19 protein-coding genes and 1 pseudogene are annotated in these 26,770 nt (G+C 27.6%); 17 read left to right on the top strand and 3 right to left on the bottom strand.

All coding sequences use genetic code 11. From position 1 onward, the window contains the following. The first annotated feature begins 16 nt into the window (after window positions 1–16). The 7 genes from LPC13_RS05530 to LPC13_RS05500 all read left to right on the top strand — a co-directional run bounded on the left by LPC13_RS05530 (window position 17) and on the right by LPC13_RS05500 (window position 8,219). Window positions 17–847 (top strand): NAD(+)/NADH kinase, encoded by an 831-nt coding sequence (locus LPC13_RS05530; RefSeq protein ID WP_005213087.1) that lies wholly within the window; start codon window positions 17–19, stop codon window positions 845–847. A gap of 23 nt (window positions 848–870) precedes the next feature. Next, window positions 871–1,320: an arginine repressor gene (locus LPC13_RS05525; protein ID WP_005213089.1), complete on the top strand. Its 450-nt coding sequence runs from the start codon at window positions 871–873 to the stop codon at window positions 1,318–1,320. 20 nt (window positions 1,321–1,340) lie between these two features. Beyond that, the gene (recN, locus tag LPC13_RS05520) at window positions 1,341–3,041 is read left to right on the top strand and encodes a DNA repair protein RecN (protein ID WP_005213095.1); all 1,701 of its coding nucleotides are present in this window, start codon (window positions 1,341–1,343) and stop codon (window positions 3,039–3,041) included. Between the two features lie 176 nt (window positions 3,042–3,217). Continuing rightward, on the top strand, window positions 3,218–4,408 hold the full coding sequence (gene spoIVB, locus LPC13_RS05515) for a SpoIVB peptidase (RefSeq protein WP_005213096.1): 1,191 nt from the start codon (window positions 3,218–3,220) through the stop codon (window positions 4,406–4,408). A gap of 320 nt (window positions 4,409–4,728) precedes the next feature. Beyond that, the gene (gene spo0A / locus LPC13_RS05510) at window positions 4,729–5,538 is read left to right on the top strand and encodes a sporulation transcription factor Spo0A (protein ID WP_040419320.1); all 810 of its coding nucleotides are present in this window, start codon (window positions 4,729–4,731) and stop codon (window positions 5,536–5,538) included. Between the two features lie 164 nt (window positions 5,539–5,702). Then, window positions 5,703–6,710, top strand: a complete 1,008-nt coding sequence (locus LPC13_RS05505) for a tyrosine-type recombinase/integrase (RefSeq protein ID WP_005213098.1) — start codon at window positions 5,703–5,705, stop codon at window positions 6,708–6,710. Between the two features lie 567 nt (window positions 6,711–7,277). Further along, on the top strand, window positions 7,278–8,219 hold the full coding sequence (locus tag LPC13_RS05500) for a helix-turn-helix domain-containing protein (RefSeq protein WP_005213099.1): 942 nt from the start codon (window positions 7,278–7,280) through the stop codon (window positions 8,217–8,219). Between the two features lie 133 nt (window positions 8,220–8,352). Here LPC13_RS05500 and LPC13_RS05495 read toward each other — a convergent pair whose 3' ends face one another. From LPC13_RS05495 to LPC13_RS05485, 3 genes are read right to left on the bottom strand one after another with little or no spacing between them, the layout of a single operon-like run. Further along, window positions 8,353–8,985 (bottom strand): hypothetical protein, encoded by a 633-nt coding sequence (locus LPC13_RS05495; RefSeq protein WP_005213112.1) that lies wholly within the window; start codon window positions 8,983–8,985, stop codon window positions 8,353–8,355. Between the two features lie 16 nt (window positions 8,986–9,001). Then, on the bottom strand, window positions 9,002–9,388 hold the full coding sequence (locus tag LPC13_RS05490) for a phBC6A51 family helix-turn-helix protein (protein ID WP_005213119.1): 387 nt from the start codon (window positions 9,386–9,388) through the stop codon (window positions 9,002–9,004). Beyond that, window positions 9,363–9,647, bottom strand: a complete 285-nt coding sequence (locus tag LPC13_RS05485; RefSeq protein WP_005213120.1) for a hypothetical protein — start codon at window positions 9,645–9,647, stop codon at window positions 9,363–9,365. Before LPC13_RS05485 ends, LPC13_RS05490 begins: the two co-directional genes overlap by 26 nt. 717 nt (window positions 9,648–10,364) lie before the next feature. Here LPC13_RS05485 and LPC13_RS05480 point away from each other — a divergent pair. The 10 genes and pseudogenes from LPC13_RS05480 (at window position 10,365) to LPC13_RS05435 (ending at window position 26,731) form a co-directional block, all read left to right on the top strand. Beyond that, a complete protein-coding gene (locus tag LPC13_RS05480; protein WP_005213121.1) occupies window positions 10,365–11,006 on the top strand; it encodes a recombinase family protein in 642 nt (213 codons plus the stop codon). A gap of 165 nt (window positions 11,007–11,171) precedes the next feature. After that, complete coding sequence (locus tag LPC13_RS05475) at window positions 11,172–11,822, top strand: hypothetical protein (protein ID WP_234088682.1); 651 nt, start codon at window positions 11,172–11,174, stop codon at window positions 11,820–11,822. A gap of 451 nt (window positions 11,823–12,273) precedes the next feature. Next, the gene (locus LPC13_RS05470; RefSeq protein WP_005213123.1) at window positions 12,274–13,563 is read left to right on the top strand and encodes a hypothetical protein; all 1,290 of its coding nucleotides are present in this window, start codon (window positions 12,274–12,276) and stop codon (window positions 13,561–13,563) included. Between the two features lie 63 nt (window positions 13,564–13,626). Further along, the gene (locus LPC13_RS05465) at window positions 13,627–15,120 is read left to right on the top strand and encodes a class I SAM-dependent DNA methyltransferase (protein WP_234088681.1); all 1,494 of its coding nucleotides are present in this window, start codon (window positions 13,627–13,629) and stop codon (window positions 15,118–15,120) included. Further along, window positions 15,110–16,384: a restriction endonuclease subunit S gene (locus tag LPC13_RS05460; RefSeq protein WP_234088680.1), complete on the top strand. Its 1,275-nt coding sequence runs from the start codon at window positions 15,110–15,112 to the stop codon at window positions 16,382–16,384. The genes LPC13_RS05465 and LPC13_RS05460 overlap by 11 nt, the downstream gene beginning before the upstream one ends. A 102-nt stretch (window positions 16,385–16,486) precedes the next feature. Next, a complete protein-coding gene (locus tag LPC13_RS05455) occupies window positions 16,487–16,870 on the top strand; it encodes a hypothetical protein (RefSeq protein WP_234088679.1) in 384 nt (127 codons plus the stop codon). Between the two features lie 111 nt (window positions 16,871–16,981). Next, a complete protein-coding gene (locus tag LPC13_RS05450; RefSeq protein WP_234088678.1) occupies window positions 16,982–19,996 on the top strand; it encodes a type I restriction endonuclease subunit R in 3,015 nt (1,004 codons plus the stop codon). Between the two features lie 195 nt (window positions 19,997–20,191). After that, window positions 20,192–20,293: pseudogene (locus tag LPC13_RS05445) on the top strand (sporulation initiation factor Spo0A C-terminal domain-containing protein); the annotation flags it as partial. Window positions 20,294–20,567: 274 nt separating this feature from the next. Further along, window positions 20,568–25,877 (top strand): NPCBM/NEW2 domain-containing protein, encoded by a 5,310-nt coding sequence (locus LPC13_RS05440; RefSeq protein ID WP_005213135.1) that lies wholly within the window; start codon window positions 20,568–20,570, stop codon window positions 25,875–25,877. 185 nt (window positions 25,878–26,062) lie between these two features. After that, window positions 26,063–26,731 (top strand): HD domain-containing protein, encoded by a 669-nt coding sequence (locus LPC13_RS05435; protein WP_005213137.1) that lies wholly within the window; start codon window positions 26,063–26,065, stop codon window positions 26,729–26,731. Window positions 26,732–26,770 lie beyond the last annotated feature (39 nt).

Genomic DNA, 26,770 nt, shown 5'->3' with positions numbered 1-26,770 from the left:
GATATAGGAGATTGAGATGAATAATATTGTAATTGCGATAAATCCATCAAAGGATAATGAAGGGAAAATATTGTCTTTAGTAATATCTAAAGTTACTTATGTTTTTTCAAAATCAAAAGTAATTGTACTAAATAGTTATGAATTAAATAAGTATGATTTTCAAGAAGAAGTAGATTTACTGATTGTCTTAGGTGGAGATGGAACATTATTAGGAGTAGCAAGAGATATTAATGATAGATATGATATCCCTATATTAGGAGTGAATATTGGAAATTTAGGATTTTTATCAAGTATAGAAATTCAAGATTTGGACAATGCTTTAAATAAGATAAAGGCTAAAAAATATTCTATAGAAAATAGAATACTGTTAGAATGTAAAGTTGGTATGGAAAATGAGGAAAAGAGTTGTAAAGCATTAAATGATGTTGTAATTGCAAGAGGAACATTATCAAGAATGGCAAGATTTGAAGTTTTTATAGATGGAAAACTTTATTATGAGTTTAAGGGTGATGGTATAATAATTGCAACACCTACTGGTTCTACAGCATATTCTTTTTCAGCAGGAGGTCCTTTTGTATATCCAGACGTAGATGTAATTACATTAACACCTATATGTCCACATACTAGAGGAATGCAACCAATAGTTTTAAAAAGTAGTAGTAAAATAGAGATAAAATCTGAAAATTATAATGGTGAAATATATGTAACTTTTGATGGTCAAGAAGTTATGGAAATAAAGGATAACACTTCAATAATTATAAGTAAAGCAAAAAAAACTGCGAAAATTTTATTGTTTGAAGATTATGATTACTTTAAAGTACTAAGGAAAAAGATTCTTAGTAATTAGTGAGAAGATAAAAGGAGAAAATTATGAAATCAAAAAGGCATAGTAAGATATTAGAAATAATTAATAATATTGATATAGAAACTCAAGAAGAATTAGCAGAAGAATTAAAAAGATCAGGATATGATGTAACTCAAGCTACAGTATCAAGAGATATAAAACTTTTAAAACTTGTTAAGGTGCAAAGTGAATCTGGAAAATATAGATATATAGCTCCAACAAAAGAAGAAAGAGATATAAATGATAAGTTATATAGTATACTAGCTAATGCAGCTATTTCAGTTGATAAAGTAGATAAATTTGTAGTAATAAAGACACTTACAGGTGCAGCATCAGCAGTTGCTGAAGCTATAGATAATATTTATACTAATGATGTAGCAGGAACTATAGCTGGAGATAATACTATTTTTGTATTATCAAGAACAGAAGAAAAGGCTATAGAGCTTATGGAAAAAGTAAGAAAAGTTATTTCTTAATTTTATAAAGGTGGGGTACAATGCTAGTCGAGTTAAATATTAAAAATTTTGCGTTGATTCAAGAATTATCTGTTGAATTTGGTACAGGGTTTAATATATTATCTGGAGAAACCGGTGCAGGGAAATCAATACTTATAGACACTATAGATTATGTATTAGGTGGAAAGTTTTCAAAGGATCAAATAAGATATGGTGAAAATAAAACTATTGTAGAAGCATTATTTTCTATAGAAAATGAAGATATTTATGATGTTTTAGATGAGTTTTCTATTGAAAGAGATGATATGTTAGTTATATCTAGAGAAACTACTATAAATGGGAAGAGCATAATTAAAGTAAATGGTAGAAGCATAGTATTGTCTCAATTAAAGAAAATTAGAGAAAAGCTATTAGATATACATGGTCAGCACCAAAATCAAAATCTTTTAAATAGAGGAACTCATATTTTATACTTAGATGAATTTTGTATTGAAAAGATAAAAGATTTACTTAATGATTTTGAAGAGTTAAGAAGTAAATACTTAGAAAATCAAGAGAAAATAAATAGTTTAAAAGGTAATGAAGATAGAGAAAAGTTAGCCGATTATATTAAGTTCCAAATAGAAGATATAGAAAAAGCAAACTTAAAAATTGGCGAAGAAGAAGATTTAAAAGAAGAATTTAATTTATTATCAAATGCAGAAAAAATTTCAAATAGCTTAGTTAAGTCTTATAGTTATTTAAATTCTTCTAATGAAGGAATATCAGTATTAGAAGGATTATCAAAAGTAATATCAGAATTATCTCATGTAGAAGAACATTTTGAAAAAATAAAAGAAAAGAAAAATCAAATTGAAGAAGCATATTATAATATAGAAGAAGTTACTAGAGAAATTAGAGATATTGGTAGCGAAATACATTATGATGAAGAAGCTTTAGCAAAAATAAATGAAAGAATTTATACTATTGCTATATATAAGAAAAAATATGGAAACTCCATAGAAGAGATATTAGATAATTTAAAAGATCTTAAAGAAAGATATAACGAACTTGTAAATTCGGAAGAAATAATAAACAAGTTAAAAGAAGAGCTTAAAGTATTAGAAGAAAAGATGAAGAAAATCGGTGAAAAGCTTCATCATATAAGAACTGAAGCTAGTGAAATTTTAGAGGAGAAAATAAAAAGAGAATTATCATATGTAGGACTTGAAAAAGCTATTATTAAAATAGATGTAGAATTAAGTGAAAATATGAATACAAGAGGATATGATGAAGTTCAATTCTTAGTTTCAGCAAATCCAGGTGAACCTTTAAAGCCACTGGAAAAAGTTCTTTCAGGCGGAGAATTATCAAGAATAATGTTAGCACTTAAATGTGTCTTTGTAGATAAAGATAAAATCCCAACATTAATTTTTGATGAAATAGATACAGGTATAAGTGGTGCAATTGGAAAAAGAGTTGGTGAAAAAATGTACGAAGTATCTGTAAAACATCAAGTCTTATGTATAACGCATTTACCACAAATTGCAGCTTTATCAGACAATCATTACTTTGTTTCTAAAAAAGTTGAAGATAACAAAACCTTCACAGGAATTAGAGTATTAAATAGAGAAGATAAGATTAAAGAAATAGCAAAAATGGTAGGTGGTGACGAAATAAGTGAAGTTACTATCGAAAATGCAGAAGAAATGGTGAAATTTGCTGAAATAAAAAAAGAAGAAATTAAAAAAGATTCATTTTAGATACATAAGGTATAGAATTAAGGTAAAAAATAAAATCATGGTAATTTAGCATGGTTTTATTTTTTTTATGTAATTTTTTTTAAAATAATAATTTTTGACTTATATAACAAAGTTACTACAGCATATAAAAAAGTCATAGGGGAAAATTAATATTAGAGAAGCAAGGAGGAGATAAAATGATAAAAAAAATAATAAAAAATTTTAGCATAATAACTGCTCCAATAGCTATATTAGCGTTAATTACTTATATTAGTATTTCCCATCTACCTGATAAGATATATGTTAATGAGAGTACGGAAGTATCTGATATATGTATACAAAATTCAAGTATATTAAATAAAATAAACGTTAAAAAAGATAAATTAAATGTAGATTTTTTAGGTGTTATCCCTGTAAAATCAGTTGCGGTACAAAAGGTGGAAGATATAAAGCTATATCCTGGCGGAACAAGTGTTGGAATAAAACTTTCCACTGAAGGTGTTTTGGTTGTAGGCTTCTCAAAAGTTGATGGTGTTAATGGAAGTGAAATTAGTCCAGCAAAAAATGCAGGAATACAGCTTGGAGATGTTTTATTAAAAGTAAATGAAGAAGCTATTGAAAGTTCAAAACAACTTAGTTCAATACTAAGAAACAATAATTCAAGCAGTGTAAATATAGAGTTTTTAAGAGATGGATGTAAATTTAATAAAGAAGTAGAATTAATTAAAGAAGGCGATGAATATAAATTAGGCCTTTGGGTAAGAGATTCTACTGCGGGAATTGGAACTCTTACATTCTATCATAAAGATAGTGAAACTTTTGGTGCTTTAGGACACCCAATTACTGATGGTGATACAAATACTACATTTACCATTAAAGAGGGTGAACTTTTATCTGCATCAGTATTAAGCGTAAGAAAAGGTGAAAAAGGTACTCCAGGAGAATTAAGGGGATTATTTGTAAATGAAAAAAATTCTATAGGAAATATTCAAAATAATACTTCCTCAGGAATTTTTGGTCAATCATATGTTCCTTTAGTTAATTCAGAGTTTAATCAACCGATGTCTATAGGGTATAGAAATGAAATAACAGAAGGAAAAGCTACCATTATTACAACAATAGATGATAGTGGTCCTAAAGAATATGAAATAGAAATAGTTAAGCTTCTCCAACAAGATAAACCAGGTCCTAAGAGTATGATAATAAAAGTTACTGATGAAGAGCTTTTAAGTAAAACTGGTGGTATAGTTCAAGGAATGAGTGGAAGTCCAATTATCCAAAATAATAAAATAGTTGGAGCTGTAACTCATGTGTTAATAAATAAACCTGATATAGGATATGGAATATATATAGAGTGGATGCTAGAAGATGCAGGTATATTAAATTAAGATAAAACAATAAAAAAGGTAAAGATTTTAGAGATTTTTACCTTTTTTTATTTAAAAAACTTATTTGCGTATATAAAGATGTTGCGAAATTACAAAAATATTAAGAATATATAAAATATATAAAAAAATTTCAAGAAAATGTAAAATTAACTGTTTTTATTTTAAATTTTATGTTATAATATAATCAATGTAGTTATAAAAATAGTAAATATAATTAATTTTACAGGAATTACAGTAATATTAGCAAATGGATTAAATACTTATAATATAAGTTTTATTTGAAAGCCAAATTAATAAGGGGTAAGAAAGGGAGATCAAAAATGAATGGAAATAAAATATCAGTTATAATTGCTGACGACAACAAAGAATTCTGTAGTATTTTAAATGATTACTTATTAAATCAAAGAGATATAGTTGTAACAGGAATCGCTAAAGACGGACGTGAAGCTTTAACGTTAATTGAAGAAAAAGAACCAGATTTAGTAATACTTGATATAATAATGCCTCATTTAGATGGATTAGGAGTTTTAGAAAGATTAAATTCTATGAATTTATCTAAATTCCCAAGAATAGTTGTTTTATCTGCAGTAGGACAAGATAAAATAACACAAAGAGCAATTACTTTAGGTGCAGACTACTATGTTGTTAAGCCTTTCGATATGGATATATTTACAAAACGTATAAGAGAAATGTTCAATGATAGTATCATAGCTGAACCGGTAAAAAGACAATCAACTATGCCAACAACAGAAATGATTACAACAAACAGAGGTCCAGTTGACTTAGAAACTGAAATTACAAACATAATTCACGAGATAGGTGTACCGGCTCACATAAAAGGATACATGTATTTAAGAGAAGCTATAACTATGGTTGTTAATGATATGGAATTATTATCAGCTGTAACTAAGGAATTATATCCTTCAATCGCTAAGAAATATAATACAACAGCTTCAAGAGTAGAAAGAGCTATAAGACATGCTATCGAAGTAGCTTGGGGTAGAGGACAAGTTGAAGCTATCAATAAATTATTTGGATACACTGTTCATAATGAAAAAGGTAAGCCAACAAATTCAGAATTTATTGCAATCATTGCTGACAAGCTAAGATTAAAGAATAAAGTATCTTAGTAGCTTATAAATGCAGTAATATAGCGGTTGAGCATATAATTGCAGTTTTGTCAAATTCATTGTAATTATAGCACTAAACTGTTTTTCGTATCATAAGATTAATAAAATTTAATATTTAAGAATGTAAGCCTTCTTTGGTCGTATGACTAAAGGAGGTTTTTTTTGTGCCTAAAATTATAAAAAGGAATAATATCAATGTTTATATAGAAAATTTTATGGAACATTGTAAGTTAAAAGGCCTAAGTAAAAAGACAATGAATTCTTATGAAGGAACTTTAAGATTATTTTCAAAATTTCTAGAAGAAGAATATCAGATAGGAAATGTTGTCGGAGTTAAGCATAAACACATAAATGAGTATTTAAAGTTTACTAAAGAGCGAGGTAAGTATAGTTATGTTTCTAATGATAAAACTGTTGCTTTAAATAATCCTGCTAATAGACAAGACCTAGGTAAGAAAATATCTAATATAACGATTAATAATTACATTAGGAATATGAAAGTATTTTTTAATTGGTGTATTGTCGAAGGAATAATTAAAAAAAGTCCAATGGATGATATAGAATTTCTTAAAGCAAAAAGAAAAGCAAAAGAAGATATTTCAGATGAAGATTTTATGGCACTTATTAAAGTAATGGATATAACTAAGTTTCATGAGTATAGAGATTATGTTATAGTTCAGCTGATCATGGATACTGGAATGAGATTAGGAGAAACACTATCTTTAGAAATAACAGATGTGCATTTAGAAAAGAGATATATTGAAATCCCAGCAGAAATAACTAAAGGTAAAAAAGATAGAGTAGTATTCTTTAGTAATACAATGATGACGATTTTAAGAAAGTGGATACAGTATAAAGATAGATATACAGATGATGAAATAAGGGTATTTTGCACTAAATCTGGCACTAAGTTTGAAGTGAGGAATTTTGAAAGAAATTTTAGAGTGTATAGAGAAAGAGCTGGTATTAGTAAGAATATTACACCACATGGATTAAGAAATAATTTTGCAAAAAGATTTTTAATGAGTGGCGGTGATATATATACACTTTCAAGGATATTAGGTCATAGTTCTGTTGTAGTTACTGAAAAAGCTTATTTAGATTTAACAGTAAGTGATATAAGAAAAAACTATAAACAGTTTAGTCCATTAGAAAATATGAATAAAAGATAAAACAAAAGGAGCTACGCCAATAGCTCCAACTGCAACAATTAAATATTGTTAAATTAACTTTGTATATCCCTCTTGGAGATACCTAAACCGTAATTAAATGGTATCAAAAAAAAGAAGGATGTGCAAGGCTTAGTTTCCTATTGCCTAAAATTGCTATAGGTCAGTTGTCTAAGCACTAGAACAACTATAAATAACTCTAGAGGTCAGTTGAGCCAATGCAGTAAAATCAACTATAACACGATTATATACTATTCCCTTCTTTAGTGGTGTTATGTACGGTGAGGGCTACCATAAAAGGCTCGGAGGTTACTTGGGAGATTAATATCTCGGTAGGTACTGGCATTGTTTCGACAACTTGTAGGACAAGCATTATAAGTAAAAAGCTAGTATTGTTTTAAACAGTAAATAAGAAGGGTGTCTAGGCGAAGGCTCAATGCTTTATACAGACTATATATGACAGTTTATCTACTTATGTTGCAATAGTAATAGTTTTATGTTGCAATAATAGGTAGATAAATTATCATGACTCTGAACTCATACATAACCAGACTATATGGAGGGAAATACATGAAGGATTATGAAAAAGAATTAATTAAGTTATATAATGAAACTTTTGGTACTTTAGAAGAAGTAAGCAGGGTAGTTGGTATATCAAGAAATAAAGCTGCTTCAATATTGCAGAAATATGATGTAGTTAGAAATAGTAAAAGGGTTGAAGTTGCAAAAGAATTATACAGTACTAAGAAATATTCAGTAACTCAATTAGCAGTAAAAGTTGGGATGACAAGAACAACATTAGCTAAATATCTTAAAGAAGATAATGATATTGAAATGTTTAATCCGTTAAAAATATATGAGTATAATGAAGATTATTTTAAATGTATAGATAGTGATGAAAAAGCTTATTGGTTAGGGTTTATTTGCGCAGATGGCTCCATAGTAGAAGCAAAAACATATCTAACTTTAGAAATAGGATTACAACTTAGTGATAGAGAACATTTAGTGAAATTTCTAAGAGCATTAAGTTTTAAAGAAAGTGATATAGATAAGAAAATAAGAGTTAAAAATATAAGATTAAAAGATAAGACTTATAAAAGCTGTAGTATTGTAATTAACAGTACAAGGATGTGTGAAGATTTAATTAAACTAGGTGTTGTTCCAAGAAAATCATTAGTAATGAAGTTTCCGAATAAAATAAGCAAACAGCTAATACCTGCATTTTTAAGAGGATATATTGATGGAGATGGTGGATATAATATTAGGTATAGAAGAGATGGAAGTAAATCAGTAAGACTATATATAATCGCAACAGAAGAGTTTTTAAATGAATTCTATAATTTTTATAAAAGACAAGTATCACCTACTAAATTATTAAGCAAAAAAGGCACTCCTGTGCGACAGTTAGAAAAGGGTGGTAGTGAAGCAGAATATATAATTAGAAATATTTATGAAGGAGCAACTGTTTATTTAGAGAGAAAATATAATAAAATTAATTATTTATTTAAATAATATAATAAGATTATATGATTAGGTTAAGTAGAAATAATAAAAAAATTAAGGAAGATTTTCATATATAGTACCCGATGATAAGGTATAGATAATATGATAAATCTCCCTTGTTATTATATAAAAGGCAATTACATTATAATTTAAAATAACTATTATTTTCAGTAGGGATAAATCCTTTAAACATGTTTTCTCTAAGTGGATTTAGTATATTAATAGCAGAAGTTATATTCGGATATGTTAAAGCAGAATACACATCTGGCTCCATTTCAATTTCAAGTTCAGCATAAATAGCTTTTAATTCATTATTTAGAATATGATAATCTTTAGTAGTTTCAGTCATAGAATAATAAATATCCCATTGAGAATTAACTAGCTTTTTAAATTCATAAGCATAATCATTTAGGATAGATAAGCATTCTTTACTACGATCACGCATGCCATTAACAACTAATATATCTAAGTCATGCTTAATTTCTGCAAGATATGTAACAACAAAATTATTATAAATATCAGTTAAGAAAGCTTTTTCTTCTAATAATCCATCTATAGATTTAGTAAGTTTTTTTATTTCAGAAATTTTACTAATGTCGCCTGTTGCTAACAGCATTTCTTTCTTTTCATTATTCTCTTTTATTTTTTTAGATAAAGTATCTATTTTCTTAGATAGCTCTTCTTTTCTAGCATTTGCAGTATCAATTTTATTTCTTAAATGATTTAGTTCATTTAATGATTGTTGATATATTTTAGCATTATTTAATTTACTCATTTTTTATTACTCCTTTTTAAAAATTATTTGCTTCTTCTAATATTTCCTCTAGTGTTATATTAGCAAGATTAGAATGTTTAGTATTAGTTATTGGTTCCTCTTTAAAATGTTCAGATAGCTTAGCTATAATTTCAAAAGCTTTTAACTTATGATTTGGATTTAGCGAGTGAAGTAATATATCCTCAATCTCTGTTAATCCTTGAAATGTTAACCAAGTAAGTTTCTTATCTAAAGCTTTATTTAATTCTGATTTAAAGTTCTTATTATCAAACCAACTGTAAATAGTACTTCTACCAATATTTAATTCACAGCTAGTTTCTGTTATAGATTTACCAATTGATAGCATTTCAATAGCTTGTTTTTGGTTTACTGTTAGATTATTTTTTTGAATAACTTGCTGCATAATGACGTTTGACCTCCGAGTGATTTAGATTAAGTTTAGTATCTAAATGATATAATATCCTTAAATAAGTCTCTTCCTTAATATTACTTCTGCCTTTGATAATATCGCAGATTCTTTGAGGACTAAGTTCTACAATATCAGCAATTTGACGGTAACTTAAGCAGTAAGAAAATCTTATTTCCTGTAATAATTCTGATAATGATACTCCATATTGTAATAAGTATCTAAATAAACCTAATAATTCTTTTGTAATCTTCATTTGATTACCTCCTAATAATATTTTTATCTTTTCACCTATAAGTCCGTCATATATGTAAAACTACAACCTATTACTAAAAAATATTGTATATATTTCAGATAGCATTGCTGTAACTATATTTATGGGTGGTCACCCGTTTGAGGGGGGGGAGAGATAAAGAGAAAGTTCTTTAGATAAGCTTAGATTAAACTATATATTTATTAAATAATTTATAGTGTTAAAACGATTAAGATAAGTAAGTTGAAATGATGATAATTATAGTAGATTTGCTATATATGAAGATTGTTTAAGTAATTATATATATGATAATGAAAATACTACTCCCATAATAAAAACTGCTATAGAGCTTATATGGCTAGAATAAATAAAATAGTATGATTAACTTAATAATAGAGAATATAGTTGGATACAAGACAAATTAGTAGATGAATAGTTTTTATATCAGAATTAGTATAAAGGTGTTAGATAATAAAATAAGATAGCTCCAATAGATTTAATTACTGTAGATATGATTACTAATAGTAGTGAAAACACATGACTCCTTCTATACAAAAAAAGTGTGTAAAAATCATTTGATTAAGGTTACACTTGAAAAAGCGGGAAATAGCTGGGTATATAAGTATAATTAGCTATAAATTATGTTACCTAAAGTTGAATATGATTTAGGTTACAATATATAATAAAGTTACTGAAAAATAGTAATGTGGGGAGATAATAATGATATTTGGATATACAAGAATTTCAACTAAGAAAGATACTCAAACTACAGAGAGACAGGTATTAACTTTAAATCAATACTCTATAACTAATGGTTTTAATTTTGATGAAATAATAGAAGAAAGAGTAAGTGGGACTGTTAAAGCTGAAAATAGAGTAGAGTATAGTAAGTTAAAGGATAAGCTTAGAAAAGATGATATATTAGTTATAACTGATTTAGATAGATTAGGAAGAAATGCTGATGATGTAATAATGGAGTTGAAACAACTTAAACTGCAAGGAGTTAGAGTGGTGGCTTTAGATATGCCTTATATGAGTGATTGGAATAAAGCTAATGATAGTAGTATATATGATATGATTATTGATATTGTTATTACTATAAAGGCTCATATGGCTCAACAGGAAAGAGAAAAGACTATAACAAGAATTAATCAAGGATTAGATGTGGCTAGAGCTAAGGGAAAGAAATTAGGTAGACCAGAAAAGGAGCTTCCAAAAGACTTTAAGAAATACTATGATAAGATGATTAATAAAGAAATTAATAAAGTTGAGATGGCTAAATTACTAGGTGTATCACGAAAACATCTATATACTATGATTGAAAAATATAATAATGAAAATAATTTGAGTAGCTGCTTATAGTGTAGCTATTCTTTTTTATGTAAATTTTTAATGTTTAGTATTGTGCAATAGGTATGGAAATTAAGAAATTTATATTAAATTGAAATGTCACAGTATAGTTTATTATTAGACATATATAGTGAGGTATAAAAATAAAATAAAGATACTTCAGTAGGAGGAAAAAGGATGGCAAAAATACTAACGTTTAAAAATTTGGATAATAAAAGTTTGGATATTGAAAGGTTAAAAAGTAGATATTTTAATTTGAAAGAAAATAATTCAGAGTTAAAGAAAATAAAAAAATATGAGGAAAAAATATTATTTGAGCTATTACAATTAAGAGGAAATTATACTATGGTAGATGCTGCATTTGAGATAGCGGAAATATTAGACTATGATGTTAATACTGTATTAGAAACATTTATTATGCTTCAACGAATAGAGATAAGAGGAGAGTCATTAGAGATAGATGAAAGAATTAATATAAAAGTAGACTTATCTAAGAAAGGATTAAAACCTATTGAAATAATAGCATTTTTTAAAAAATTCTATTTCAAAACGTATAAGTTCGAGTATAAAGTTAATTATGCTAAAGATATTAATCAAGTGAAAAAATTACACGTTAATTATAATGATGATGAGATTTTAGAAGCTATAGAAACTTTTATAACTGATTACAATATAAGATATGAAAACAGAAAATATCCATTTCCTACAATTGGAGCATTCTGTTCGTGGGGAATAGAAAGAAGTTATAGTGTAAATAGTAGTAAAAAAGCTATTTATTATGATAGATATAAAGATAAAGATGACGATAAGGAGTTTACATTATTTTAGGAAATGGAATCTATTCAGAATATGGATTATTTTCATATCCTTTATTTATTAGTAAGAGATAAGCTGTAATATATAGTAACAATAGATAAGCTGTTATTTAATATATATATCAGCTAATATTTAGAAAGATATATATTATTTTTAAGACCGAATGATAATGAGGGCTAGTTTTGGTTACTTTATTAAAAGAACATAGAGAATACTTTTAATAGTAACTTCGTTACTGGGATATTCATCCCTAATATAGTAACTTCGTTACTGGGATATTCATCCCTAAAAATTTTATATATATTATATATTCTTTAAGAGATATAGAGTGAAAGCTAGTAATATAGCCGTTTAAAAGCTATTTTAACTGTTTTTTACATTATAGAACAGTTAAAAATTTTATTTATCAGAAAGTTAGTCACATTATCACATCACTACAAACATATTTAGTGAGGTGATAAAAGTGTTAAAAAAATATATAAAAAATGATTTTAAAATTACAGTAGTAGACTCAATAATGGGAAGTGGTAAAACTTCATGGGCAATAAAATATATTGATGAATTGCCAGAAGTTATAAAAGTTATATTTGCTACTCCGTTTTTATCAGAAGTTGATAGGGTTATCAAAAATGTAAATAGTAGAAAGTTTTATGAACCAAATGAAAAAAATGATAAGGGAACTAAATTAAATGGTTTTAAAGAATTGTTAAAAAAAGGTGCCAATATAGCCACTACACACAGCTTACTAAGATTAATTGATGATGAAATGCTAGCACTAATAAAGAAGGAGAATTATATATTAATTCAAGATGAATGTATGGAGGTTATGGAGCGAGTTGAGTTTGATAAATTTGATTTGCAATTAATGATAAATAGTAGCTTTATTAGTATGGAAGATAAAAATTGCTTAAAGTGGATAGGTCCGAGCGAGTATAAAGGAAGATTTAAAGAGATAAAGGATAGTTGTATTAATGGGGGATTATATAGATATGGAGAGAGTAGCATATTAATTTCATTCTTAAGAAGAGATATATTTGATGCTTTTGGAACTGTATTTATATTGACATATATGTTTGATGGGCAGTATCAGAAATATTATTTTGATTTTTTTGAAATAGAGTATCAGTTGAAATCAGTATCAAGAGTAGGTGGCGAGTATAGGTTGAGTAGTTATTATGAACAAGGAGGGCAACAGTTTAATAAGTTGATAAACGTATATAATGGAGATTTAAATAAAATAGGTGATGGAATATGTTCATTATCTTCTACAAAATTAAAAGCAATGAATAAGGATGAAGCAAAAATTATAAAAAATTCAATATATAATTACTTTCATAATATAACAAAAAGCAAATCTAATGATAATATGTGGACTACTGTCAAGGCAGCAGAAACTAAGTTGAAAGGAACAGGCTATTCAAAAGGATTTGTAGCTTGTAATAGTAGGGCAACAAATGAATTTTCAGAAAAAAGAAATTTGGCATATATATTGAACAGATTTATTAATCCAATAGAGAAGAACTTCTTTAATGACAATGGAATAGAATTTGATGAGGATAAATTTGCACTAGCTGAAATGTTACAATGGATATTTAGATCAGCAATAAGAAAGGGAGAAGATATAAATATTTATATACCATCTAAAAGAATGAGAAGGCTTTTAGAGGGGTGGTTAAATGATGTAGAATATAATATTATGTTAGAAGAAATGGATGAATTAGATGCTGCTATTGAATTACAAGATGTTTTATAAATGCAAATTAGAGAAAAATGTAGTAAAATAATATATATTAGGTCAATAAAGGAGCGAAAATAAATGGCAACAATAGGATTTGAAGAACAATTATGGGCATCTGCTGATAAGCTTAGAAACAATATGGATGCATCAGAATATAAGCATGTAGTATTAGGATTAATATTTTTAAAATATGTTTCAGATACATTTATGGAAAAATGGGAAGAGTTAATGGAAGATGACCCAGATTTTGCAGAAGATAGAGATGAGTATTTAGCAGAGGGGATATTCTGGGTTCCAGAGACAGCAAGATGGAATTACATAGCAGAAAGAGCGAAGCTACCAGAAATAGGTCAAGTAATAGATGCCGCTTTAGATAGTATAGAAAAAGAAAATGAAACTTTAAGAGGTGTATTACCTAAAAACTATTCAAGACCAGAATTAGATAAGAGAGTTTTAGGAGAAATAGTTGATTTATTCTCTAATATAAATGTTGGTGGAAGTATTGCTAAAGAAAAAGATGTATTAGGAAGAGTGTATGAATATTTCTTAGGAAAATTTGCAGCTAATGAAGGTAAAGGTGGTGGAGAGTTCTATACTCCTAAGTCTATAGTTACTTTAATGGTTGAAATGCTAGAGCCTTATAAGGGATATGTTTATGACCCAGCTTGTGGTTCTGGTGGGATGTTTGTACAGTCTTTAAAATTCGTTCAAGAACATAGTGGAAATGCTTTTGATATATCAGTATATGGTCAAGAGTCAAATCCAACAACATGGAAATTAGCTAAGATGAATATGGCTATTAGAGGAATAGAAAATAATCTTGGTAGCAAAAATGCAGATACTTTCCATGAAGATTTACATCCTTCACTTAAGGCAGATTATATCCTTGCCAATCCTCCTTTTAATCAAAGTGATTGGGGGCAACCTTTATTAGTTGATGATTCAAGATGGAAGTATGGAACACCACCAGCAGGAAATGCAAACTATGGATGGATAGAACATATGTTAGATAAATTAAGCCAAAAAGGAAGAGCAGCAGTTGTACTTGCTAATGGTTCTTTAAGTTCAAATACTTCTAATGAAGGTGAAATAAGAAAAAATATTTTAGAAGCTGATTTAGTAGATGCAATAGTAGCACTTCCAGATAAGTTATTCTATACAACAGGTATTCCAGTTTGTATTTGGTTCTTTAATAGAGATAAGAAGAATAAAGGTGAAACTTTATTTATAGATGCTAGAAAAATGGGAACTATGGTTAACAGAAGATTAAGAGAGTTAACTGATGAAGATATTAAAGAAGTAGCAGCTATTTATCATTCATATAAAGAAAATGAAAACTATGAAGATAAACAAGGCTTCTGCAAGAGAGCTACTATAGAAGAAATAAGAGCTAATGATTATATCCTAACCCCAGGAAGATATGTTGGAATTGAAGAAGTTGAAGATGATGGAGAACCATTTGAAGAAAAGATGGAAAGATTAACAAAAATACTTTCAGAGCAGTTCAAGAAATCTAAGGAGCTTGAAGGAGAAATAAGAAAGCAACTTGGAGGAATTGGATATGAGGTGTAAGAATTTTGATAATTATAAATTAGGTGAGTTGGTAGAGATTTCATCAAGTAAAAGGATATATGCTAAGGAGTATGTAGGATATGGAATTCCTTTTTATAGAGGTAAAGAAATAATTGAAAAGCATAAAGGTAATGATATAAGTACTGAGTTATATATTACTGAAGAAAGATATAATGAGCTGAAAGAAAAATTTGGTGTACCTAATGCAGGAGATATATTATTAACATCTGTTGGTACTTTAGGAGTACCTTACTTAGTTAAAGATGAAGAGTTTTACTTTAAAGATGGTAACCTAACATGGTTTAAATCTTTTAATCAAAAGTGTAATAATAAATTTATTTACTACTGGTTACAAAGTCCTTTTGCAAAAGAACAAATATATAATAGATGTATTGGTTCAACTCAGAAAGCATTAACAATAGACACATTAAAAAAGTTTGATATAAAACTACCGAGCCTAAGAGAACAAAAAGAAATAGTAAATTTACTATCAGCATTAGATAGAAAAATAGAACTAAATAATGAGATGAATAAAACTTTAGAGGAAATAGCTCAAGCTTTATTTAAAAGATGGTTTGTTGATTTTGAATTTCCTAATGAAAATGGAGAACCATATAAATCAAGTGGTGGAGAAATGGTTGAAAGTGAATTAGGGATAATACCTAAAGGATGGGAAATAGGATATTTATCTGATTTAGTAGACTCTATTTCAGTTAAGCATAAATTTAATAAGGATAAGATTATATTCTTAAACACTTCAGATATACTAGATGGTGAAGTGCTAACTAATGAATATTCAGATGTAGCAGCCCTTCCAGGACAAGCAAAAAAGAGTATACAAAAAAATGATATTTTATATAGTGAAATTAGACCTAAGAATAAGAGGTATGCATTTGTAGATTTTGAGTGTGAAGATTATGTTGTTTCTACTAAACTTATGGTATTAAGAGCAAAGTCAATTCTTAGCCCGACATTAATATATCAATTTTTAACTAGTAGTGATACTGTAGATTATTTACAATCAATTGCAGAGTCAAGGTCTGGAACATTTCCACAGATTACATTTAAAGAATTAGAAAAGTTAAAAATAGCGCTTCCAGAACAAGAGACATTATTAAAATGGAATAATAGTATATCTTCATTATTCTATAATATTCAAGAAAATAAGAGAGAAAATAAGTCATTAATTGAATTAAGAGATATATTATTACCAAAGCTTATGAGTGGTGAAATAATAGTAGAAGATATAGAAGCTAATCTGTAATGGATTGGCTTTTTTCTTGTAATAAATAATATGAAGCTTTGTAATAATTAGATGAATGTAGGAGTATAAATTAATATATTATCAAATTTGGGAGGTATATTAATGTCTAAATATATGAGTGATGAGGAATTTAGTAGCTCTAATATAATAAGTTACAGGGAAATTTCAGATATAAGAGATGTTCTAGAAAGTAAAGGTATAACAAATCTTACTGAAAGAATAGATTATGTAAAAGAAAATTATAGTGAGAAAACTTATGTCTATTTTATGTTAGAAGAATTAGATAATAAAATTTTGATGAATTATCGTGAAGCTCCTGAAGAGTGTTCATTATCGATAGGAGCGATAGATGGAATTTTGAGGGCTTTTTTATTTGCATCTAAATATATGCAGGATAGGCTTCCAGAGCATGCTTATAAGTATATTATAAGTAAATCAAGTACCTTTGTATATGAATTGGAGGAGCAGCTAAAAGATATTAAATAAAATTACAGTGAAGAAAGTGTTATAGAAGTTATTTCTACAGGACTTTCTTTTTATTTGTTCAAAATTAAGATATAATTATAAGTAATACTGTAAATAAAGAGGAAGAAAAGTATGAAATTTCAAGAAGCGAGTTTAGAGAATGTTGTAATTGAATATTTAAAAGAAATAGATTATGAATATATACATGGCAGCCAATTAGTTAGAGATGCTAAGGAAGTTTTACTATTAGATAAATTAGAAGAAAGTATTATTAAGATAAACAAAGGATTAGCTATTAGTTCTATTAAAGAAGCTATTCGTAAGCTTAGAACTTTTGAAACTAATGATGTATTTACTAATAATAAGGTTTTTCATAAGTATTTAACAGAGGGAGTAGAGATAACAGATTTTATCAATGGTGAAACTATTTATTCTACTGTTAAGCTTATAGATTATGAAAATATTAATAATAATGAGTTTCTTGTAGTTAATCAATTAGAGATTAATGAAGATGAGGTTAAGAAAATACCAGATGTAGTTGTATATGTTAATGGTATGCCTTTAGTTTTAATGGAGCTTAAGAGTACTTCAAGGGAAGAAGTAACTATTGAAGATGCTTATAAGCAGCTTATGAATTATAAAGAGGTTCATATACCTACATTATTTTATTATAATGCTTTTTTAGTAATAAGTGATGGAGTTAATAGCAAGGCTGGAACTTTAACTGCACCTTTTGATAGATTTATGGCTTGGAAAAAGGTTGAGGCTGATGATGAAGTTATAGATAAGCTTAATTTTGATACATTACTTTACGGTATGTTTGATAAGGAAAGGCTACTTGATATAATTAAGAACTTTATTTTATTTACTACTAAAGGAAAGATAATGGCTGCATATCATCAATATTTTGGTATGAATAAAGCTATACAAGCTGTTAAGAAAGCTGTTGATACTGATGGTAGAGCAGGGGTTGTGTGGCATACACAAGGTAGTGGCAAGAGTTTTTCTATGACTTTTTTAGCAGGTAATTTAGTTAAGGATAAAGCTTTAAATAATCCTACTATATTAGTAATAACAGACAGAAATGATTTAGATAATCAGTTGTTTAATACTTTTGGATCAGCTCATGACTTTTTAAGACAAAAGCCAATTAAAGCAGATAGTAGAGCAGATGTTAAAGCTATATTAGATAATAGAAAAACTGGTGGAGTTATATTCTCAACTATACAAAAGTTTGAAGAAGAAACAGGGCTTTTATCAGAAAGAAGAAATATTATTGTAATGGTAGATGAAGCTCATAGAACTCAATATGGTATGGATGGTAAAGTTGATTTAGACTCTGGAGAAGTTAAGTTTGGATATGCTAAATATTTAAGAGAAGCTATGCCTAATGCAACTTATATAGCTTTTACAGGTACTCCAATAGAAACTACTGATAAATCAACTTATGGAACATTTGGAGATTTAATTGATGTTTATGATATGACACAAGCTGTACATGATGGAGCAACTGTCAAGATTTATTATGAGTCAAGACTTGCAAGGGTTAAGATTGATAATTCTGTTTTAGAGGATATAGATAGGGCTTATTGGGAAATGCAAGTACATGAAGGTGTTGAAGATTATGTAGTAGATGCCAGTCAAAAGAAATTATCTAAAATGGAGCAGATTATAACTAATACTGATAGAGTTAGAGAATTAGTAAAAGACCTTATAGAACATTATGAGGAAAGAGAAAATTTAGTTAAGGGTAAAGCTATGATTGTAGCTTATTCAAGAATAGCTGCTTACAAAATGTATCAAGAGATATTAAGGCAAAAGCCAGAGTGGCAAAACAAAGTTAAGATGGTTATGACTGCTAATAATAGTGATGAAGAAGAAATGGCAAAGGCTATAGGTAATAAAACTTATCAAAAGGAACTTGAAAAAGAGTTTAGAGATGAAAATAGTGAATTTAAGATAGTTATAGTAGTTGATATGTGGCTTACTGGCTTTGATGTGCCAAGTCTTGATACTATGTATATAGATAAACCTATGAAAGCTCATAACTTAATGCAAGCTATAGCAAGAGTTAATAGAGTTTATCCAGGTAAAACTGGTGGACTTGTAGTTGATTATATAGGAATTAAGAAAGAATTATTTGAAGCTTTAAAAACTTACACTACAAGAGACCAAGATAAAATACAAGAAAATGAAGAAGGAAGAAAGATAGCTTTAGATATAGTTGAAGTTTTAAGAAATGTGTTCCATTACTTTGATTATAGTGGTTTCTTTGGTGATTGTGATAAAACTAGATTTAAGCTTATAAGAGATGGTGCTGAATATGTGCAGTTAACAGAGCCAAGACAAAAGGTATTCTTAAATGAAACTAAGAGATTAAAAGATGTATATAAGATTTGTACAAGTTTATTATCTAGGCAAATAAAAGATGAAATAGCTTACTTTATAGCAGTAAGAAGTTTTGTATTAAAAACAACAAGAGAAGGGGTTCCAGACCTTGCAGAAGTTAATAAGAGGATATCTGCTATGCTTGAACAAGCTATTTTAGAAGATGAAGTATTATCTTTAACAGAAGCAGGAAGTAAGGAAACATTTGAATTATTGACTGATGAAAACTTAAATAAACTTAGAGCATTACCTCAAAAGAATATGGCAGCTAATATATTAATGAGAGTGATGAAGGAAAAAGTCGGAGATATAAAAAAGACTAATTTAGTAGTAAGTAAGAAGTTCAGAGAAAGACTTGAAAAGATAATTGAAGCTTATAATAACAGAAGTGATGAAGCAGATGTATTTAAAGTATTAGAGCAATTAATACAGTTTAAACATGAGTTATTAGAAGCAATAGATAAAGGGCATCAAATAGGATTAACTTATGAAGAAAAGGCTTTCTTTGATGTATTAACAGCAGACCCAGAAGTTATAGCTGCTATGGGGGATGATACTTTAATAAAGATAGCAAGAGAATTAACTAAAACAGTTAAAGAGAATATGACTCATGCATGGTATGAGAAGGCACAAGCTCAAGCTAAAATGAGAAGTGTTATAAAAAGACTTTTAAAGAAGTATGATTATCCACCTAATAAGAGTAAGGAAGCTATAGAAAATGTATTAGAACAGGCTAAGTTACAATGTGTTAATTTGTAAAATGCTGAAATAAATACAGTTATTATTGTTGACATAACTGTAAAATTTAGCTATGATTATCATATCAAACATAGCACTAAATATATTGAACTTATAGCGACCAAGATATGGCTGTTATTAAAGTTAGATTTTATTAATGTTATGATACGAAGGAATGCTTGAAGCTACTGAATAAGCGAAGTTGAGCGTAGCTCACTATTTGGATATACTGTTCACAATGATAAAGGTAAGCCAACAAATTCAGAATTTATCGCTATAATTGCTGACAAGCTAAGACTTAAGAATAAAGTGAGCTAGTGAGGCTGTGAACGTAGTAAAATCAACGTAGAACACAATTTAACAATTTGTCAAATGTATTTCAGTTATGCTAACTAATTACTTTTTGACATTACTAAACTTAATAAGCAAAGAAAGTTAGAACACTTTCTATTGGTTGTTTAATACAAACAGCTAGTAGGAGGTGTTTTTTATAATTTAAATTACTAAAAAATAATAAAATACATAAATAATTTTACAAAATAAGTATGAAAATGTATAATATAGAATGATAAAACAATAAGGGGGAGAAAAAATGAGGAAGATAAAAAATAATGTAATGAAAAAAACAGCACTATTAACATCAATATTTATGGCTTTTTCATTAATATTAAACAGCAATAAAGCTTCTGCTGGAATATTTAAGAAAGAAAATTCTATTATTATTGATGTTACAGATTTCGGAGCAGATCCAAGTGGTAAGAAAGATAGTACAGAAGCCATCTATGAAGCTATTGAATCAGCAAAGGAATATAATAATGAGGTAATTATTAATTTTCCAAAGGGTGAATATCAAATTTACAAAGATAACGCTCAAAAACGAGAATATCACACTTCAAATACAAATAGTATGGAAAATCCAATTAAAACTATAGGTATTTTAATTGAAGAACAAGAAGATTTAACTTTAGAGGGAAATGGTTCACTATTTAATATGCATGGTAATATGATGGCTATTGCTGTGGTTAAATCTGAAAACGTTAAACTAAAGAACTTTTCTTGGGATTTTGAAGTTCCTACAACATCAGAAATGACAGTTTTAGATATAGGTGTAGAGGATGATAAAAATTATATTGATTATTATATACCATCAAATTTTAGATATCAGATAGTAGATAATAATACAAATATTTTATGGACAAGTGAAGAAAGCCCATATACTGGTAAATATTATTGGACACAAAAAGGGCACCATAGTAATTCATATGCTGTAGTTATATATGATCCCGAAATAGAAGTTAGTAGAAGATATCAGTTAAGTTCTAGTCCTTTTAACGGAGTAAATACAATAACTCAACTTAATGAAAACACAGTTAGAATAATTTATAACAATGCAATTCCATATGGTCAAAAAATAGGTGTTGTAAATGAAATGTGTACTTCAGCAATGAGAGAAACAGCAGGAGCATTTATTTGGGAGAGTAAAGATACTGTATTAGAAAATATAAATATTCATTATATGCATGGATTTGGATTTTTAACACAAATGAGTGAGAATGTAACTTTTGATACCGTTAATTTTATGCCAAGAGAGGGGACAGGAAAGTATACAACAAGTTTTGCGGACTTAATACATGTATCAGGGGCAGCTGGTAAAATAACAATTAAAAACTGTAATTTTTCTCATGCACATGATGATCCAATTAATATACATGGAACATTTACAAGAGTAGAAGAAAAAATTGATAGTAAAACATTAAAATTAAAATATATACATTCTCAACAAGGTGGATTCCCGCAATATTATGTAGGGAATGAAGTTGCTTTCTTTACAAGAGATACATTAATGTCTCCAGATAATGAAGAAAAAATGTATACAGTAAAAGAAGTGATTCAAGCAGGTGAAGAAGGTAATGATTTAAGAACTATGATAGTAACTTTTAATGAAGAGTTACCAAGTGATATAGATGAAAAAATAGGAGATCAGCCAAAGTATGTTGCAGAAAATGCAACTTATACTCCAGAATTAGAGATAGTAGATAATATATTCCATACAATTCCGACTAGAGGAATTCTTTCAACAACAAGAAAATCAGTTTTAATAGAAGGTAATGAATTTAGGAATATGGGGATGGCTACTATATATTTATCAAATGATTCAGCTAATTGGTATGAATCAGGCCCTATAAGAGATTTAACTATAAGAAATAATAAGTTCTATATAAGAGAAAGTGGACAAATTGAGTGGAGATTTAAATCGGCAATTTATATTAATCCAGTAACATTAGGTGGAGCTTTACCTTCAGCAGAAAGTCCAATTCATAAAAATATAACTATTGAAGATAATGAATTTTATATGGAGCATGATGCAGTTGTAAATGCAGAAAGTGTTGAAAATTTAACTATAAGAAATAATAAAGTATTTAGAGATAATCCTAATGTTCAATTAAATTTATCTTTAGATAATACAACCTTAAATGAAAATGAAAAAGCAAATTTAACACTAGAAAGCACTGGAACACAGATTTCAGGAAATGAAGAAAACGTATTTTACTTTAGAGGTTGTAAAAATGTTATTTTAGAAGGAAACACATATGACGATGGATTAATAAAAAATGCAGTTGTTACAAATATGCCTTTAGATTACATTACAAATAGCGATGATATAACTTTAAATGGAAGTACTACTCCAAGTATGCCGGTAAATAATATTAAATATGTAAGTTTAAATCCAGCTGTAGCAACAGTTTCAGCTTCTGGTGAAATAACAGCAATATCTTCAGGTGAAGCTGAAGTATTAGCATATTATGTATGGAATAATACTTCAATTGAATCAAACAAAGTTACAGTAACAGTTGTTGGAGAAAGTTTAGAAAAAGCAGATAGTATTGAAATTACTAATAAAGATAATAGTATTATAGAAAAATTAAGTGAAGGTATTAAATTCAATGCAGAAGTATTACCAGAAAATCTTTCAAATCAAATAAAATGGTCTGTAACTAATATAGATGGTACTAGTACTACTAAGGCTACAATTGATGAAAGTGGTTTATTAACTGCAAAAGAAAATGGAGTTATTATTGTTAAAGCTAGTATAAATGGATTAGAAGCAAGTAAAACAGTAGTAATATCTGATGAAGCTACCTCATATATACCAAGCTATGTAAATATAGTAAATGAAAATTCCCAAAATTTAACTATAAGTGAAAATGGAGAATCAGCAATCATAAAAATGGAAAGAGGAGATTTATATAACAGTGATAATAATATAAGAAATCTTGTATTAATTGATGTACCAGATTCAGTTAGTGCAGATGATATGAGATTTACTGTTAAAGTAGATAATCTTCCGTTAGCTGAATCAAACAGATGGGATACTGCTTCAGTATTACTATTCAAAGATGTAGATAATTATATATCTTTAGGTAAAAAATCACATTATAATGGATTAGTTACTGTAAGAGAAGTAAATGCATCTGCTATAGAAAATGATAAAAGTGGAAGTGTAAATGAAAGTACTTTAATTTTTGATGTGTATAATAAAGATGGAAATGTCACTATTAGCTACAAAACTCCAGATGGTGAGTATATAGAATGGGGAAATTTAGATAGTTCTTTCTTAGGAGAAGATTATAAAATAGGTTTTGCTGTTTGGAACCATGATGGAAGAGATAAGGATGTAACATTCTCAAACCTTAAAATTGCAACTGGTTCAGAATATAATAAACAAGAAATTGAAGCTATAGATAGCATAAAACTTAAATCTACAAAAAATAATAAACCTACTATTTCAGATGTAACAATAGAAAATACATCAGTAAAAATAGGGGAAGAGCTTGAAGTTAGTTATAAATATTACGATGAAGATAATCATAATGAAGAAGGGTCTATTTACAAATGGGAAACTACAAGTGCTACAGGTAAAACAGTTGAATATACTTCATCTAAAACTTATATAGCTAAGATTTCAGGAAGTATAACCTGCACAGTTTATCCAAGAGATCAGTATAACAGATTAGGAGATCCAGTAGTTAGTAATAGTGTTGAAGTAAGTGAAAATAAAGTAAATGGAACATTAGAGAGTATAAAAATAAATTCAATAGAATTAAGTGGATTTGAATCTGAAAAGTATGAATATGATTATTATTTAACTAATAGTCAAAATAATTTAATATTATCAGGAGCATCAAATAATGATAGTGATAATATTAAGGTAACTTTAAATGGAGAAGTTATTTTTGATGATATAGATAAATTTAGTAAAGAAATTACTTTAAATAATAGTGGTGTAATAACTATTGAAGTTGATCCAGTAGGTTTATTTAAGAGTAAAAAAGTATATACAATAAATGTAAATAAGTTAGTAGATAACTATGCTAAGCTTGATACAATATCAATTGAAGAAATGGATATTAATATAAGTGATAATATTAATAGCTACTATCACTATAATGTTAACTCAGATATTAAAGACATAACGTTAAGGTTATCTGCAAATGAGAGAGTTGGAAGCATTAAGGTTTATGAAACTGAATATAGACGTGAAGTTATTAATAATTCACTAGACAACAATAAATTTGAAAATAATGTCACTTTAGCGTCAGGAAATAATCTTATATTTATTGAAGTTACTGCAAAGGATGGAGTAACAACTAGCAAGTATATTATAAATGTTGCAAGAATGCCTTCTAGAGATGCAACATTAAGTGATATAAAAATTAATGGAGATAGTATTGACGGCTTTGAAAAATCAAAATTAGAATATACTATTAAATTAACAGAAGAAGAAAGTAAAAATATTACTGTGGAGGCTACTGCAAATAGTTATTACTCAACTATAAGTATTACTAATAATAATGAAAGAGTGGAAGCAAACAAAAAAGATGTTGAATTAAAGCCAGGACTTAATGAAGTTGTAATAGCATGTAAGGCTGATGATTTATGGACAACTAATTATTATACATTAAAGATTTTAGTTTCATCAGATTCTAATGCAACATTATTATCATTAGAAACTCCAAATAACAATTTAGATCCTATTTTTGAATCAAATAAGACAGAGTATAGCATAACAACAAGTAAGCAAGATTTTGAGTTAGTTGCAGTAGCACAAGAGGAAAATGCAACTTTAGAAATTTCGATAAATGGAAATAAGCTTAAAGCAACTAATAAAATAGAAATAAATGAAAAGCTTGTGGCAGGTGAAAATTTAGTTTCAATTAAGGTTATATCACCAGATAAATTACAAGAAAAAATTTACAATATAAATATTACAGCAAATGAATTTGTTTATCTTTCAGATTTGAATTGGAATCCAGAGTCATATGTTGGTTATGGAACATTTAATAGAGATAAAGCACCAAATGGCGGAGTAATTACCTTATTAAAAGATGGAGATGTTAAAAGTTTTGAAAAAGGGATTGGGGCACATGCTCAATCTGAATTAATTTTTGATATAGAAGGTAAGGGATATGAAAGGTTACAAGGATTTGCTGGTGTTGATTATAGCCAAGCTACAAGTTTAAATGGGCAAGTAACATTTAAAGTGTTATTAGATGGTGTAGAAGCATTTAATAGTGGAGAAATAAATGGAAGTTCTGAATGTAAGGAATTAGATTTAGAATTAAATGGAGTTAAAGAAGTTAGATTAATAGCATTATCAGGCCTTAATAATTGGAACGATCATGCTGTATGGGCTGATGCTAAGTTTTTAACTACTTTTGATGAGGTTATACCTCCAGTTAAGGATGCTGATTACAATGATGATGGTGTTATAGATATTAAGGATTTAGGAATGGCATCTAAAAATTATGGTAAAGATATACCACAATATGATATTAATAATGATAATATTATAGATAAATATGAAATACAATTTATAATGGATAAGATATTAGAAAAATAAATCGATTAAAAAGCTGCTATAAGACTGTAAAGTTTTGTAGCAGTTTTATTTTTTTAAGTTATAAACTTAAAAACTTAATTTTAATTATATATCAAAAATTAATTTATAAAATTTAGTGTTAAAATTTAATAAATTAAGTAAACTAAAAGTGAACGGATATAAAATTATACAAAAAGGAGAATGAAATGGAAAAAAATATACTTAAAAATATAGAAGAGCATCTGTTAAATGATGAAATTCCATCAACTTATTTAAAAGAAATAAGGTCGTCATTAAAAGACACTCCATTAGAAATAGTTCTTAGATTAAAAGGAACTATGCAAAATCCAGAGTTTCATCCAGAAGGGGATGTGTGGAATCATACATTAGAAGTTGTTGATATAGCAGCAAAGCTTAGGGAGTTTGCAAATAATAAAGAAGCCTTTATGCTTGCAACATTTTTTCATGATATAGGAAAGATAACAACTACAAAAAAGAATAAGCAAGGAAGATGGATTTCTTACAATCATGATACTGAAGGAGAAAAAATAATAAGAGAAATATTAGATAATTATGATATAAATGAAAATAAGAAAGAAATAATAATAAATTTAGCTAAATATCATATGCATCATATTTATATAAATAAGGATTTACCATTTGGAAAGCCAGAAGCAATGATTAAAACAGTTGATATGAATGATATGCTTTTAATGTTCTTAAGTGATAAATTAGGAAGAGGTCAAAAAGAAAAAGATAAGAAAATGAAAGAAATTGAGGAAGTAAAAAGTATTTTAGAAAAGTTGAAAAATAATAATCAATTAAATTTCCCTAAAGAAAGTGAATTTTTTGAAAAAATTATAAAAAAATTATAATTTACATATATTCACTTATGAATATATTTAAACATCTCA

Origin of the sequence: Clostridium celatum, from assembly GCF_021412605.1 — a bacterium.
In the GTDB taxonomy this organism is placed as follows: domain Bacteria; phylum Bacillota; class Clostridia; order Clostridiales; family Clostridiaceae; genus Clostridium; species Clostridium celatum.
Note: the sequence above shows the minus strand (reverse complement) of the source record. Positions and strands in the feature narration are given on the sequence as shown.